Raw genomic sequence first — 13,803 nt, 5'->3', positions numbered from 1 at the left:
TGTTGAAGCAGTACTGCAGCGCGCCCTTGAGGCAGGCGCGGCACTGGCCGCAGACCGCGCGCCAGTTGAGGACCACGTAGTCGCCGACGGCGACGTTGGTGACGCCCGCGCCGACGGCGGAGACCACGCCGGCGGCCTCGTGGCCGAGCAGGAACGGGAACTCGTCGTTGATCCCGCCCTCGCGGTAGTGCAGGTCGGTGTGGCAGACCCCGCACGCCTGGACGTCGACGACGGCCTCACCCGGGCCGGGGTCGGGGACGACGATCGTCTCGACGGTGACCGGAGCACCCTTGCTGCGGGCGACGACGCCCTTCACCTCATAGGCCATGCGGGGAGCCTAGAACGGGGCCTGCGCGCTCCGACGCCCGCTCCCGACGGGCGGAAGCGGCACCCCGGGTGGTTGATCGCGCAACGATCCGGTCACGCTCGCCGCGCGGTACGCCCGAGCCGGACGTAGCGTTCCCGCTGGTCCGTGACCTGGGGCACGAACCCGCCCGCCGGGACGACCCGGCGCCCACGAACCGGAGGTCCGCCCGTGGCTGTACCGAACTTCCTGGCCCGAGAACGCATCGTGGCCCGTCCCGGCTTCAACCGGTGGCTGATCCCGCCGGCGGCGCTGGCGGTCCACCTGTGCATCGGGCAGGCCTACGCCACCAGCGTCTACAAGACCGCGCTGGTCGAGGACTTCGGCACGTCACAGACGGCGATCGGCATCGTCTTCTCCATCGCCATCGTGATGCTGGGCCTCTCCGCCGCCCTCTTCGGGACCTGGGTCGACCGCAACGGGCCGCGCGCGGCGATGTTCACCTCGGCGTGCTTCTGGGTGACCGGCTTCCTCGTCGGCGGGCTGGGCATCGAGACCCGCCAGCTGTGGCTGCTGTACCTGGGCTACGGCGTCATCGGTGGCATCGGCCTGGGCATCGGCTACATCTCGCCGGTCTCCACCCTGATCAAGTGGTTCCCGGACCGCCCGGGCCTGGCCACCGGCATGGCGATCATGGGCTTCGGTGGCGGTGCGCTGATCGCCTCACCGCTGTCCCGCCAGCTGATGAGCTGGTACGACCCGGGGTACGACCCCTCGGTCTCCGGGTCGGTGCCCAACGGGGGCGCCGTCTCGGCGCTGTTCTTCACCTTCGCCGCGGTCTACCTGGTGTTCATGATGTTCGGGGCCTTCATCGTGCGGGTCCCGGCCGACGACTGGGAGCCCGCGGGCTTCGACCCCTCGTCGGTCAAGCAGAAGGCGCTGGTCACCACGGAGAGCGTCTCGGCCGCCAACTCGATCAAGACCCCGCAGTTCTGGCTGCTGTGGGTGGTGCTGTTCTGCAACGTGACCGCGGGCATCGGGATCCTCGAGCAGGCCAGCCCGATGATCCAGGACTTCTTCCGCACCGGTGAGACCTCCACCGTGGCGACGGCCGCAGCGGCCGGCTTCGTCGGCCTGCTGTCGCTGTTCAACATGGCCGGCCGGTTCGTGTGGTCGTCCACGTCGGACTTCATCGGGCGCAAGCCGATCTACATGGTCTACCTGGGCGTCGGGCTGGTGCTCTACGTCTTGCTGGCGACCATCGGCAGCAGCGCGACCTGGGTGTTCGTCATCCTCGCCGCGGTGATCATCTCCTTCTACGGCGGTGGGTTCGCGACCGTCCCGGCCTACCTGCGCGACCTGTTCGGCACCTACCAGGTGGGTGCGATCCACGGCCGGCTGCTGACGGCGTGGTCGGCGGCGGGCGTGGCCGGGCCGCTCATCGTCAACAGCGTCCTGGACACCCAGGGCACGCCGGGCCAGCTGGTCGCGGCCAACTACCGGCCCGCGCTGCTCATCATGGTCGGGCTGCTCGCCGTCGGGTTCGTGGCGAACCTGCTGGTCCGGCCGGTCGCCAGCAAGTGGCACGAGCCGCAGCGGACCACCCCCGCCACCGCACGAGCCGACCGCGAACGGAGCGCCGCCTGATGAGCACCCCGCGCAACGAGCAGCCCACCCACACCCCGACGGGGCTGATCGCGTTCGCCTGGACGCTGGTCGGTGTCCCGTTGGTCTACGGGCTCTACCAGACGGTGAAGACCGCGATCACGCTCTTCACCGGGGGCTGAGCGAGAACTCCGGGCCCCGGCTGCTCTCGAGCAGCCGGGGCCCTGTCGCGTCCGGAGGCGCCCGGCTAGCGCCGGCGCAGGGGCGGCAAGGGGAGGTGGGGGCCCAGGTCGGCGCGGTTGCCGCTGGCGGACAGGCGCCCCTCGGCGACCGCGGTGGCCCAGTCCAGCCGGCCGCTCGCCAGCCGCAGCCACGTCGCCGCGTCGGTCTCGACGACGTTGGGCGGCGTCCCGCGCGTGTGCCGCGGTCCGGGCACGCACTGGACGGCGACGTGCGGCGGCACCCGCAGCTCCACCGACCGGCCGGGCACCTGCTGGGCCAGCCACCGGGCGCTGGTCTTCACCGCGGCGCCGACGACCGCGCGGCCGGGCTGCTCCTCCTCCCCGGCCAGCCAGGCCAGCACCGGCTCGACCGCCGCCCGCAGCTCCTCGGCGGAGATGGGGGCGGCCATCAGCTGGTCGGGACGGTCCCCGCGGGCACGCTGCCCACCGTGGCCTCGGGCGTGCCGAACAGCGCCGGCAGCGTCGCGCTCCAGGCGGCCCGCAGCTCGGTCAGCGACAGCTCGGCGACACCCTCCACCGTCAGGGCGTCGCCGCCCGTCGTCCCGAGCTCGGTGACGGCCACACCCGCCTCCGAGGCGGCCCGCCGGACCGCCTCGTGGTCGGACGTCGTGACCACCACGCGCGCGGCCGTCTCGCTGAACAGCGCGGTGAACGGGTCGTCCCCGAGCGCGAGGCGGGCGCCGGTGCCGTACCGCAGCGCCGACTCGGCCAGGGCCTGGGCCAGGCCGCCGTCGGCGAGGTCGTGCGCGGAGCCGACCAGCCCGTCCCGGCCGAGCGCGGCCAGCAGCTCGCCGAGCGACCGCTCTGCCGCCAGGTCGACCGCCGGCGGGCGGCCGCCGAGGTGGCCGTGCACCACCGACGCCCACGCCGAGCCGCCGAACTCCGGCTTCGTCTCACCGAGGAGGAGCACCGTCTCCCCCGCCGTCCGCCAGCCGGTCGGGACCCGCCGGCGGACGTCCTCGTGCACCCCGAGGACGCCGATGACCGGGGTCGGGTTGATCGCGACGTCGCCGGTCTGGTTGTAGAGGCTGACGTTGCCGCCGGTGACCGGCAGGCCCAGGTCGCGGCAGGCGTCGGCCAGCCCGCGGACGGCCTCGGCGAACTGCCACATCACCTCCGGCTCCTCCGGTGAGCCGAAGTTGAGGCAGTTGGTGACCGCCAGCGGGCGGGCGCCGGAGACGGCGACGTTGCGGTAGGCCTCGGCGAGGTTGAGCTGCGTGCCCGTGTAGGGGTCCAGCCGGGCGTAGCGGCCGTTGCCGTCGAGGGCGAGCGCGATGCCCCGGTGCGTCCGCTCGTCGATGCGCAGCACGCCGGCGTCGTCGGGCTGGGCCAGCACGGTGTTGCCGCGCACGTAGCGGTCGTACTGCTCGGTGACCCAGGTCTTCTCGGCGCCGTCCGGGCTCGCGACGACGGCGAGCCAGTGCGCCTGCAGCTCCTCCGGCGTCCGCGGGCGGGGCAGCGCGGCGGGGTCGTCGGCCTGCAGGTCGTCGAGGTCCACGGGGCGCTGCGTGGGCCGCTCGTAGACCGGGCCCTCGTGCGCGACGGTCCGCGGCGGGACGTCGACGATCCGCTCGCCGTGCCAGTCGACGGTGAGCCGGTCGCCGTCGGTGACCTCACCGATGACGGTGGCCAGCACGTCCCACTTGCGGCAGACGGCGAGGAACGCGTCCACCTTGCCCGGCTCGACGATCGCGCACATCCGCTCCTGCGACTCGCTCATCAGGATCTCGGCCGGGGTGAGCGTGCTGTCCCGCAGCGGCACCCGGTCGAGGTCGACGTGCATGCCGCCGGTGCCGGCGCTGGCCAGCTCGGACGTCGCGCAGGACAGGCCTGCGCCGCCGAGGTCCTGGATGCCGGTGACCAGGTCGGCGGCGAAGATCTCCAGGCAGGCCTCGATGAGCAGCTTCTCGGTGAACGGGTCGCCCACCTGCACGCTCGGTCGCTTCGCCGGGCCTTCGGCGTCGAAGGTCTCGCTGGCCAGCACGCTGACGCCGCCGATGCCGTCGCCGCCGGTGCGCGCGCCGAACAGGATGACCTTGTTGCCGACGCCCTCGGCCTTGGCCAGCCGGACGTCCTCGTGCCGCATGACGCCGACGCACAGCGCGTTGACCAGCGGGTTGCCGGCGTAGCAGTCGTCGAAGAGCAGCTCGCCGCCGATGTTGGGCAGGCCCAGGCAGTTGCCGTAGCCGCCCACGCCGGCGACGACGCCGGGCAGCACCCGCGCGGTGTCGGGAGCGTCGGCGCGGCCGAAGCGCAGCGAGTCCATGACGGCGACCGGCCGGGCGCCCATGGTGAGGATGTCCCGGACGATGCCGCCCACCCCGGTGGCCGCGCCCTGGTAGGGCTCGACGTAGCTCGGGTGGTTGTGCGACTCGACCTTGAAGGTGACCGCGTAGCCGTCGCCGACGTCGACCACTCCGGCGTTCTCGCCGATGCCGACCAGCAGCGCCTCGCTGCGCGGCAGGTCGCCGAACCGGCGCAGGTGCACCTTCGAGGACTTGTAGGAGCAGTGCTCGCTCCACATCACCGAGTACATCGCCAGCTCGGCGGTGGTGGGCCGGCGGCCGAGGATGCCGGTGATGCGGGCGTACTCGTCCGACTTGAGGCCCAGCTCGCTGTAGGGCTGCTCGACGTCCGGCGTCCGGGCCGCGAGCTCGACGGTGTCGAGCCGGGTGTGCAGCGGGCCGGGCCCGGTGTCGAGGTCGGAGAGCCCCTGGGTCGCGCTGTCCTGGCTCACGCTGCGACGACCGCCTTCAGCACGGAGGTGAAGAAGCCCAGGCCGTCGGTCGACGGCCCGGTGAGCTCCTCGACGGCGTGCTCGGGGTGCGGCATGAGGCCGACCACGCGGCCGTCCTCGCTGGTCACCCCGGCGATGTCGTTGGAGCTGCCGTTGGGGTTGCCCTCGACGTAGCGGACGGCGACCCGCCCCTCGGCCTCCAGCCGCTCGAGGTCGGCCGGGGCGGCGACGTAGCGCCCCTCCCCGTTCTTCACCGGGACGACGATCCGCTCGCCCTGCTCGTAGGACGCCGTCCAGGCGGTGTCGGCGCGCTCGATGCGCAGCGCCTGGTCGCGGTTGCGGAAGTGCAGGTGGCTGTTGCGGGTCAGCGCGCCGGGCAGCAGGCCGGCCTCGCAGAGGACCTGGAACCCGTTGCAGATGCCGAGGACCGGCATGCCCCTCCGCGCCCGGTCGACGACGTCCTGCATCATCGGCGCCCGCGCCGCGATCGCCCCGGCCCGCAGGTAGTCGCCGTACGAGAAGCCGCCGGGGAGGACGACGGCGTCGACGTCCTTGAGGTCGTGCTCGGCGTGCCAGAGCGCGACCGGCTCGGCACCGGCGAGCCGCACCGCGCGTGCGGCGTCGACGTCGTCCAGGGAGCCCGGGAAGGTGATGACACCGATGCGCACGGGAGGGGTTCTCTCTCAGTCGGTCGGCAGGTGGAGCTCGACGTCCTCGATGACCGGGTTGGCCAGGAGCGTCTCCGCGATCTGCTTGAGCTCGGCCTCGTCAGGAGTGCCCTCGACCTCGAGGACGAAGTGCTTGCCCTGGCGGACGCTGGTCACGCTGCCGTGGCCGAGCCGGCCCAGCGCTCCCAGGACCGCCTGACCCTGGGGGTCGGAGATCTCCGGCTTCAGGACGACGTCGACGACCACCTGGGGCACGCGGACGAGGGTACCGGGGTGGCGCAGCCCACTGGCGGGGAAGCCGGTGACGCTCCCCACGCTCCGAGGCACCCCTCCCCCGTCGAGATCGCGTGATCTCGTACGTTTCGGGGCCGCCGCGCGTACGAGATCACGGGTTCTCGTCAGCGGAGGGCACGACGGATCTCGGCGATCACCTCGTCGGGACGGCCCAGGACGTCAGCGGACGTGAACCGCAGGACGGTCCAACCGGCCGCGACCAACCGGTTCTGGCGACGGACGTCGTTGACGAAGACGTCCCGCTCCCGGTGGACGTCGCCGTCGAACTCCACGATCACCCGGTGCTCCGGCCAGGCGAGATCGGCGCGACCGAGCCAGCCGCCCTCTGCGTCCCGCACGACGTTCTGGATCTCCGGCGTCGGCAGTCGCGCCGCGTGGACCAGCCACCGCAGGACCGACTCCATCGGTGACTCGGCACGAGGATCTCCGACAGGCAGCACCTCCCGCGCACGCGCGGACCCACGGCCGGTGGGACGGCTGGCCAGTTGCTGAGCCAGGTCCGCGCGGGAGCACCGCCCGTCGAGCAGTTGGTCGGTCACGGCGAGGAGCGCGGGTGGCTGGAGCACCCCGGCCAGGTCACGCCAGGTGCGGGCGGGCGAGGTCACCAGCGCCGCCCCGCGGTGGGTCACGTCCGCATCATCCAGCGCCACGCGGTGGACCCGCCGGTCGCGTCGGCTCTCCACCCGCGCGGTCGGCGGCACGGTGAGATCGACGCGGCGGTCGTCCCGGTCGTCGAGTGGGATCTCGACACCCCACAGGGCGGCAGCCGTCCGATGACTGGCGACAGCCCCGGGCGGGGCGGTCAACAGGACGGCGGCCAGCCGGGCGCGCACGTCGTCGCCCATCGACAGGGGCAGGTAGGTGTCTCGGGACAGCCGGAGCATCCCGGGCTGCCGGAGGTGGGGGTCGGTGAGCCCTGCGGCGCGAGCGACGGCCCGGGTCATGGGTCCGGTGATCTGGCGACGCGGTCGGCTCGGCACCGGGGCACCCTGCCGTGACCGCGGACCCTCCCGCTGCCGCCGTCCACAGGTCCGTCGAGATCCGTGATCTCGTATCTACCGGCGGGCGAGAGCGTGTGAGATCACGGGATCTCGACGGTGGAGGGCGAGGGCCTGTTCAGCCGTCCAGCAGGGACCAGACCGCGTCGGGCGCCTCCCAGTGGGCGTTGTGGCCGGCGCCCTCGAGCAGCACCGCGCCCGGGTCCACGCGCCGCATCGCGGGCAGGCCCACCATGGGGTCCGCGGAGCCGGCGGCCAGGCGCAGCGGGGCGACCGCCCGCGACAGCACCTCCTGCACCGGGGGGCCGACCGCGCCGAACGCCCGCGGGTCCAGGGCGGGCGTGAACCCGCCGTCCACCTCCCGGACCCCGGCCAGCGCGACCGGGTCGTCCGGCGTCACCAGCCCGCTGAGCCCGGCCAGGCGCAGGTGCCGCTCGGCGGCCTCGCCGGCGGTGCCGAACACCGAGGGCGGGCGGACGGCGAGCGACCGGGCGCGGGCCACCTCGTCGTCCGTCCAGTCGATCTTGACGCCGACGGCGACGACCCGCTCGACCTCGACCCCGTACCAGCCACCGGCCAGCACCGCGCCGACCACGCCGCCGAACGAGTGGCCGAGCGCGGTCACCCGCGCGGCGCCGAGCGCCACGGCCAGCTCCGCGACGTCCGCGGCGTGCACGGCGTAGCCGTACGGCGGCTCGGCGACCGACCGGCCGTGGCCGCGCAGGTCCGGCACGGCCCACGACCCCGGCCAGGAGCGCTCGACCAGTGGCAGCAACCGGTCCCACACCGCGCCGGTGGCGCCGAGGCCGTGCAGCAGGAGGAGCAGCGAGTCCCCGGAACCCCCGGAGCGGTACGCGATGCCCGAACGCGTTCGCATCACCGGAAGGTGCTGCCGGTGAGCGTCTCGTACGCGGTCACGTACCGCTCGCGGGTGGCCTCGACGACGTCCGCGGGCAGCTCCGGCGGCGGGGAGGTGCGGTCCCAGCCGGACGACGTCAGCCAGTCGCGCACGTACTGCTTGTCGAACGACGGCTGCGGCGCGCCGGGCGACCAGGTGATCGCCGGCCAGAACCGCGAGGAGTCGGGGGTGAGCACCTCGTCGCCCAGGGTCAGCCGACCGTCGGCGTCCAGCCCGAACTCGAACTTGGTGTCGGCGAGGATGATCCCGGCCTCTCGCGCCAGCTCCGCGCCGCGCCGGTACAGGGCCAGGGTCAGCTCCCGCAGCTCGGCAGCCCGCTCCGCGCCCACGGCCGCCTCCACCGCGGCGAAGTCGATCGCCTCGTCGTGCTCCCCGGCCTCGGCCTTGGTGGACGGCGTGAACACCGGCTCGGGCAGCTGGGAGCCCTCGACCAGGCCGGCCGGCAGCGCGACGTCCCGGATGGACCCGGTGCGCCGGTACTCCGCGGTGCCCGATCCCGACAGGTAGCCGCGGGCGACGCACTCGACCGGGAACATCGACAGCCGGCGCACCAGCATCGCCCGCCCCGCCACGGGATCGGGCACGTCGTCCGCCGAGAGCAGGTGGTGGGCGGCGCCGAACGACGACAGCACCGGCGTCAGCTGCTCGAACCACCACACCGACAGCGCGGTGAGCACCCGCCCCTTGTCGGGGATCGGGGTGGGCAGCACGTGGTCGTAGGCGGAGATGCGGTCGGAGGCGACCAGCAGGAGGCGGTCGGGGGCGGCGGGGGTGGAGGCGTCGTAGACCTCCCGCACCTTGCCGCGGGCGACCAGGGGCAGGTCCACGCTCACTTCAGCGCGGCCAGCCGCTCGAACAGCGCGTCCAGGTTGGCCACGTACCGCTCCGGCCGGCAGATCTCGTCCAGCCGCGCCTCGTCCAGCTGCACGTCGGACGCCGCGGCCCGCGCCCGCAGCGTCTCCCGGAACGGCGTCCCGGTGTTCCACGTCTCCATCGCGGCCGACTGCACCAGCGCGTAGGCGTCCTCGCGCGACAGGCCGCTCTCCACCACCTCGAGCAGCACCGAGGAGGTGTAGATCAGCCCGCCGGTGGACTCCAGGTTCGCGCGCATCCGGTCGGCGTCCACGACCAGGTTCTCCACCAGGCCGGTGGTCAGGTGCAGCAGGTAGTCGGTGGCGATCGCGGCGTCGGGCAGGAACACCCGCTCGGTCGAGGAGTGCGAGATGTCCCGCTCGTGCCACAGCGGGATGCCCTCCATCACCGGGACGACGGCGGCGCGCACCACCCGGGCCAGGCCGGCGATGCGCTCGGAGCGGATCGGGTTCTTCTTGTGCGGCATCGCGCTCGAACCCTTCTGGCCCGAGCCGAAGGCCTCCGACAGCTCCCGCACCTCGGTCCGCTGGCCGTGCCGCACCTCGAGCGCGACCGTCTCGCAGACCGTCGCGACGATCGCCAGCGCGGCGACCCACTCGCTGACCGAGTCGCGCAGGACGACCTGCGTGGAGGCGTCGGCCGGCCGCAGGCCGAGGGCCTCGGCCACCGCGACCTCCACCGACGGGTCGATGAGGGAGTAGGTGCCGACGGCGCCGGAGATGGCGACCACGCCGACCCGCTCGCGGGCGGCGCGCAGCCGGTCGCGGGAGCGGGCCGCGGCGAAGGCGATGTCGGCCACCCGGTGGCCCCAGACGTCGGGCTCGGCGTGCACGCCGTGCGTGCGGCCGACCTTGATGGTGTGCCGGTGGGCCAGCGCGTGGTCGCGCACCACCGCCACGAACCGGTCGAGCCGTTCCAGCAGCAGGTCGGTGGCCTCGGTCAGCTGGACGGCGAGCGCGGTGTCCAGCAGGTCGGACGACGTCATGCCGTGGTGCACGTAGGCCGCCGCCGACCGCGGGGTGGTGTTGTCGGCCCACGCGGTGAGGAAGGCGATGACGTCGTGCTGCGTCGTCTCCTCGATCTCGGCGACCCGCTCCGGCGCCGGCGGGAGCGCGTTGCGGACCGGCTCCACCACGTCCGCCGGCACCCGGCCCGCGGCCGCGTGTGCCTCGAGGACGAGGGTCTCGACCCGGCACCACAGCTCGTACTTGTGCTGGTCGCTCCAGACCCGCCCCATCTCGGGCAGGGTGTACCGCTCGATCATGCGGGTACCGCCCGCACCCGGTCAGCTCGTCGCACCACGGGGACAGTGTCCCGCAGGACTAGCGTGATCATGGACGGCCCCCAGGACGCGGGCGGAGGTGGGCATGCTGCGACGAGCGGGCGCTCTCGTGACGCGGGCGCGCGAGCGCATCCGGGCCGCCGCCGAGCACGACCCGCACGGCTGGCCCGAGCGGGACGACGACCGCGCGATCCTCGTCCACGACGACGACCCGGCCGACCCCGACCTCGAGCCCGCCGAGGACGGCGAGCCGCCGCTGGGCAGCCCGGAGCCGGGCGCCCCCGACCTGGACGGCCCGATCGGCCCCGGCGGGGTCAGTGGCCCGCCGTCGGGCGGGCGGCCGGGCCGCACGGGCCCCAACGCCCGACGGCTCACCGGGGTCACGCGCCGTCCCGCCGACGACGCCGTCCCGACGGCGCTGCGCGTCGCCGCCTCCTGGTCCTGGCGGCTCATCGTCGTCATCGCCGGCGTCTACGCGCTGCTCTACGCGGCCGCCTACGTCGCCGTCGTGGTGGTGCCGGTGTTCGTGGCGCTGCTGCTGGCCGCGCTGCTGCAGCCCGGCGCCGCCGCGCTGGTCCGGCACGGGTGGCCGCGGTCGCTCGCGGCCCTGGCCATGCTCATCGTCGGCCTGGGCGTGGTCGCCGGGATCATCACGCTGGTCGTCAACCAGTTCATCGCCGGCTTCCCCGACCTCGCCGACCAGGTCAGCCAGGGCCTCACCCAGATCCGCGACTTCGTCGTGGACACGTTCCCGGTGTCCGAGCGGCAGATCGACGAGGCGCTGACCGCCGCGCAGGACGCGCTGGTCGCCAACCGGGACACGCTGACCACGGGCGCGCTGACCACCGCCGCCACCGTCGGCGAGGTCTTCACCGGCATCGTCCTGGCGCTGTTCACGCTGTTCTTCTTCCTCAAGGACGGCCGGTCGATCTGGCTGTGGCTGGTCGGCCTGTGCCCGGCCGGCGCCCGCGCCTACGTCGACGAGGCGGCCCGCCGCTCGTGGCGCACCCTCATCTCCTACGTCCGGGCAACGGTCGCGGTGGCCCTGGTCGACGCGATCGGCATCGGCATCGGGCTGGCGGTCCTGCAGGTCGAGTTCGTCATCCCGCTGGCCGCGCTGGTGTTCCTCGGCGCGTTCATCCCGATCATCGGGTCGTTCCTCGCCGGCTCGGTGGCGGTGCTCGTCGCGCTGGTGACCAAGGGGCCGGTCACCGCGCTGATCGCGCTGGCCATCGTCGTCCTGGTCATGCAGCTGGAGGGGCACGTCCTGCAGCCGCTGCTGCTGGGCCGGGCGGTGCGGGTGCACCCGCTGGCCGTCGTCCTCGCGATCGCCGCCGGCCTGCTCGTCGCCGGCATCTTCGGGGCGCTGATCGCCGTTCCGCTGGTGGCCTGCGCGAACGTGGCCGGGACCTATCTGTCGCGGCGGCATGACGGGCCGCGGCCGCCCGAGCCGCGCCCGGAGCGGGCGCGGCCGGTGGTCACGGCCGAGTAGCCGGAGGGGCGACCCGGCCCTCGACCGCCGCCAGCGCGATGTCGGTGCGCCAGTGGGCGCCGGCCAGCCGGACGCCGGCGACCCGCTCGTAGGCCCGCTGCCGGGCCGCGGCGAGGTCCTCACCGACGGCGGTCACGGCCAGCACCCGCCCGCCGGCGGACCGGACCGTCCCGTCCGCGTCGACGGCGGTGCCCGCGTGCAGCACGCCCTCGGCGCCGGCGCCGGTGATCGGGTCGCCGGTGCGCGGCCGCCCGGGGTACCCCTCGGCGGCCACGACGACCGTGACCGCGGCGCCGGGTCGCCAGCGCAGCGGCGGGTGGTCGGCCAGGGTGCCGGTGGCCGCGGCGTGCAGCAGCCCGCCCAGCGGGGTCTCCAGCAGCGGCAGCACCACCTGGGTCTCCGGGTCGCCGAAGCGGGCGTTGAACTCGACCACCCGCACGCCGCGCGAGGTCAGCGCCAGGCCCGCGTAGAGCAGGCCGGCGAACGGCTCGCCGCGGCGGCGCATCTCGTCGACCGTCGGCTGCAGGACCGTGGCCAGCACCTCGTCGACCAGGCCGGCCGGCGCCCACGGCAGCGGGGCGTAGGCGCCCATCCCGCCGGTGTTGGGGCCGGCGTCGCCGTCGTCGCGCCGCTTGAAGTCCTGCGCGGGCACGAGCGGCAGGACCGTCGTCCCGTCGGTGACGGCGAACAGCGACACCTCGGGACCGTCGAGGTACTCCTCGACCAGCACCGCCCCGCCGGCGTCGAGCACGCGGTGGCCGTGGGCGACGGCGGCGTCCCGGTCGGACGTGACGACGACGCCCTTGCCCGCGGCCAGCCCGTCGTCCTTGACCACGAACGGTCCCCCGCCCACACCGCCGGCCTCGTCGAGCGCCGTCTCCAGCTCGGCCCGGCCGCCGACCGGCCAGGAGCGCGCGGTCGGCACCCCCGCGGCGGCCATCACGTGCTTGGCGAAGGACTTGCTGCCCTCGAGCTGCGCGGCCTCCGCCGACGGGCCGAAGCAGGCGATGCCGGCGTCGCGGACGGCGTCGGCGGCCCCGGCGACCAGCGGCACCTCCGGTCCGATCACGACGAGGTCGGCGCCCCAGCCGGTGGCCGTGGCGGCCACCGCGACCGGGTCGCCGACGTCGACCGGGAGGGGCTCCGCGACCGCCCGCGTGCCGGCGTTGCCCGGCGCGCAGGCCAGAGCGGTCACCCCCGGGTCGTTCTGCAGAGCGACGCACAGGGCGTGCTCCCGGGCTCCCGAGCCGATCACGAGCACGCGCACGGACGGCGACCCTACCGTCGAGGGACCCCGCCCTCCCCGAGCCCTCGACGGGGCCGGGCCTGTCGGGGACGGTTGGGTTGAGCGCGTACGGCGCGGGCGAAGGCCCGGACCCGGGCGTGCTCGGCGGCCCGCGCCCGGGCGTCGGCGCGGAGCTCCTGCCTCCGCGCCTCGGCTTGCAGCTTGCGCCACGCGGTGTAGCGGGCGGGGTCGAGCCGGCCGTCGGTGATGGCGGCCCCGACCGCGCAGCCGGGTTCGGTGCGGTGCGCACAGTCGCGGAAGCGGCAGCCGGCGGCGAGCTCGGTGACGTCGGCGTAGGTGGTGTCGATGCCCTGGTCGTCCACCAGGCCGAGCTCGCGCATGCCGGGGGTGTCGACGAGCAGGCCCCCGCCGGGCAGCAGGTGCAGCTCGCGGGCGGTGGTGGTGTGCCGGCCCCGGCCGTCGCTCGCCCGGATCTCGCCGGTGGCGATGACCTCCTGCCCGAGCAGCGCGTTGGCCAGGCTGGACTTCCCCACGCCGGAGGGCCCGACCATGGCCGCGGTCCGCCCCGGGCCGACCAGCGCGCGGACCGCCTCGACGCCCTCCCCGGTCACCGCGCTCACGGCGAGGACCTCGACCCCGAGGGCGTCCTCGGCCACGGCCCGCACCGCGGCCGGGACGTCGTCGCAGAGGTCGGCCTTGGTGAGGACGACGACCGGCGCGGCCCCGCTCCCCCACGCCACCGCGAGGTACCGCTCGACCCGCCGCAGCCGCGGGGCCTCGGCCAGGGCGTCGACCACGAGGACCGTGTCCAGGTTCGCGGCGACCACCTGCTCGGCCGAGGCGCGTCCGGCCACGACGCGGGTGAACGCCGTCCGCCGCGGCAGCACCGCCACCGCCAGCTCCCCGCGCAGGGCCACCCAGTCGCCCACGGTCGGCCCGGTGTCCTCGTGCACCCGTGCCCCGAGGGCGGCGCGCACCTCCCCGCCGGCGGTGAGCACGGTGAGGCGGCCGCGGTCGACGCGGGCCACCCGCCCGGGGACGGCGTCCGGCGGGAGCTCGGCCGCCCTCTCCGGCGTCCACCCGAGGAGTGGGAGTTCGGTCACGGCGGCATGGTCCCGTGCAGGTCAGCCGCTTGTCGTCCGA

14 protein-coding genes are annotated in these 13,803 nt (G+C 74.7%); 3 read left to right on the top strand and 11 right to left on the bottom strand.

What is annotated here, in order from left to right:
• Positions 1-328 (bottom strand): alcohol dehydrogenase catalytic domain-containing protein (locus tag ACI782_RS23170; protein WP_456912463.1); only part of this gene is annotated, 328 nt, incomplete at its 3' end.
• Positions 329-535: 207 nt separating this feature from the next.
• On the opposite strand from ACI782_RS23170, the gene ACI782_RS23165 reads away from it, so the two are divergent.
• Positions 536-1,951 carry an OFA family MFS transporter gene (locus ACI782_RS23165; protein WP_456912462.1) on the top strand — a complete coding sequence of 472 codons (1,416 nt, stop codon included), beginning with the start codon at positions 536-538 and terminating at the stop codon, positions 1,949-1,951.
• Entirely contained in the window at positions 1,951-2,091 is a 141-nt protein-coding gene (locus tag ACI782_RS23160; protein ID WP_456912461.1) for an MFS transporter small subunit, read from the top strand. The genes ACI782_RS23165 and ACI782_RS23160 overlap by 1 nt, the downstream gene beginning before the upstream one ends.
• A 65-nt stretch (positions 2,092-2,156) precedes the next feature.
• On the opposite strand, the gene ACI782_RS23155 is transcribed toward ACI782_RS23160, so the two are convergent.
• The 8 genes from ACI782_RS23155 to purB all read right to left on the bottom strand — a co-directional run bounded on the left by ACI782_RS23155 (position 2,157) and on the right by purB (position 9,904).
• The gene (locus ACI782_RS23155) at positions 2,157-2,540 is read right to left on the bottom strand and encodes a sterol carrier family protein (RefSeq protein WP_456912460.1); all 384 of its coding nucleotides are present in this window, start codon (positions 2,538-2,540) and stop codon (positions 2,157-2,159) included.
• The gene (purL, locus tag ACI782_RS23150; protein WP_456912459.1) at positions 2,540-4,888 is read right to left on the bottom strand and encodes a phosphoribosylformylglycinamidine synthase subunit PurL; all 2,349 of its coding nucleotides are present in this window, start codon (positions 4,886-4,888) and stop codon (positions 2,540-2,542) included. Before purL ends, ACI782_RS23155 begins: the two co-directional genes overlap by 1 nt.
• Positions 4,885-5,556, bottom strand: a complete 672-nt coding sequence (purQ, locus tag ACI782_RS23145) for a phosphoribosylformylglycinamidine synthase subunit PurQ (protein ID WP_456912458.1) — start codon at positions 5,554-5,556, stop codon at positions 4,885-4,887. The genes purL and purQ overlap by 4 nt, the downstream gene beginning before the upstream one ends.
• 15 nt (positions 5,557-5,571) lie before the next feature.
• Positions 5,572-5,811: a phosphoribosylformylglycinamidine synthase subunit PurS gene (gene purS / locus ACI782_RS23140; protein ID WP_456912457.1), complete on the bottom strand. Its 240-nt coding sequence runs from the start codon at positions 5,809-5,811 to the stop codon at positions 5,572-5,574.
• 143 nt (positions 5,812-5,954) lie between these two features.
• Positions 5,955-6,794, bottom strand: coding sequence for an endonuclease domain-containing protein (locus ACI782_RS23135; protein WP_456912456.1), 840 nt, complete (start codon positions 6,792-6,794; stop codon positions 5,955-5,957).
• 172 nt (positions 6,795-6,966) lie between these two features.
• Positions 6,967-7,725, bottom strand: coding sequence for an alpha/beta fold hydrolase (locus ACI782_RS23130; RefSeq protein WP_456912455.1), 759 nt, complete (start codon positions 7,723-7,725; stop codon positions 6,967-6,969).
• Positions 7,725-8,594 carry a phosphoribosylaminoimidazolesuccinocarboxamide synthase gene (locus ACI782_RS23125; RefSeq protein ID WP_456912454.1) on the bottom strand — a complete coding sequence of 290 codons (870 nt, stop codon included), beginning with the start codon at positions 8,592-8,594 and terminating at the stop codon, positions 7,725-7,727. Before ACI782_RS23125 ends, ACI782_RS23130 begins: the two co-directional genes overlap by 1 nt.
• 2 nt (positions 8,595-8,596) lie before the next feature.
• A complete protein-coding gene (gene purB, locus ACI782_RS23120; RefSeq protein ID WP_456912453.1) occupies positions 8,597-9,904 on the bottom strand; it encodes an adenylosuccinate lyase in 1,308 nt (435 codons plus the stop codon).
• A 103-nt stretch (positions 9,905-10,007) separates the two neighbouring features.
• Here purB and ACI782_RS23115 point away from each other — a divergent pair, with 103 nt between their 5' ends.
• Positions 10,008-11,414 (top strand): AI-2E family transporter, encoded by a 1,407-nt coding sequence (locus tag ACI782_RS23115; RefSeq protein ID WP_456912452.1) that lies wholly within the window; start codon positions 10,008-10,010, stop codon positions 11,412-11,414.
• Here ACI782_RS23115 and purD read toward each other — a convergent pair.
• Complete coding sequence (gene purD, locus ACI782_RS23110) at positions 11,401-12,681, bottom strand: phosphoribosylamine--glycine ligase (RefSeq protein WP_456912451.1); 1,281 nt, start codon at positions 12,679-12,681, stop codon at positions 11,401-11,403. The genes ACI782_RS23115 and purD overlap by 14 nt on opposite strands.
• 11 nt (positions 12,682-12,692) lie before the next feature.
• Positions 12,693-13,763: a ribosome small subunit-dependent GTPase A gene (gene rsgA / locus ACI782_RS23105; RefSeq protein ID WP_456912450.1), complete on the bottom strand. Its 1,071-nt coding sequence runs from the start codon at positions 13,761-13,763 to the stop codon at positions 12,693-12,695.
• Between the last annotated feature and the right edge of the window lie 40 nt (positions 13,764-13,803).

The sequence above is a fragment of the Geodermatophilus sp. SYSU D00703 genome (assembly GCF_054050155.1).
The sequence above is the reverse complement of the archived record's forward strand: the minus strand, read 5'-3'. Positions and strand labels throughout refer to the sequence as shown.

Bases quoted from the DNA above. Each gene is read 5' to 3' on its own strand.
- ACI782_RS23160 (WP_456912461.1), top strand. From the start codon at position 1,951: ATGAGCACCCCGCGCAACGAGCAGCCCACCCACACCCCGACGGGGCTG.
- ACI782_RS23155 (WP_456912460.1), bottom strand. From the start codon at position 2,540: ATGGCCGCCCCCATCTCCGCCGAGGAGCTGCGGGCGGCGGTCGAGCCG.
- ACI782_RS23135 (WP_456912456.1), bottom strand. From the start codon at position 6,794: ATGACCCGGGCCGTCGCTCGCGCCGCAGGGCTCACCGACCCCCACCTC.
- ACI782_RS23130 (WP_456912455.1), bottom strand. From the start codon at position 7,725: ATGCGAACGCGTTCGGGCATCGCGTACCGCTCCGGGGGTTCCGGGGAC.
- purB (WP_456912453.1), bottom strand. From the start codon at position 9,904: ATGATCGAGCGGTACACCCTGCCCGAGATGGGGCGGGTCTGGAGCGAC.
- ACI782_RS23115 (WP_456912452.1), top strand. From the start codon at position 10,008: ATGCTGCGACGAGCGGGCGCTCTCGTGACGCGGGCGCGCGAGCGCATC.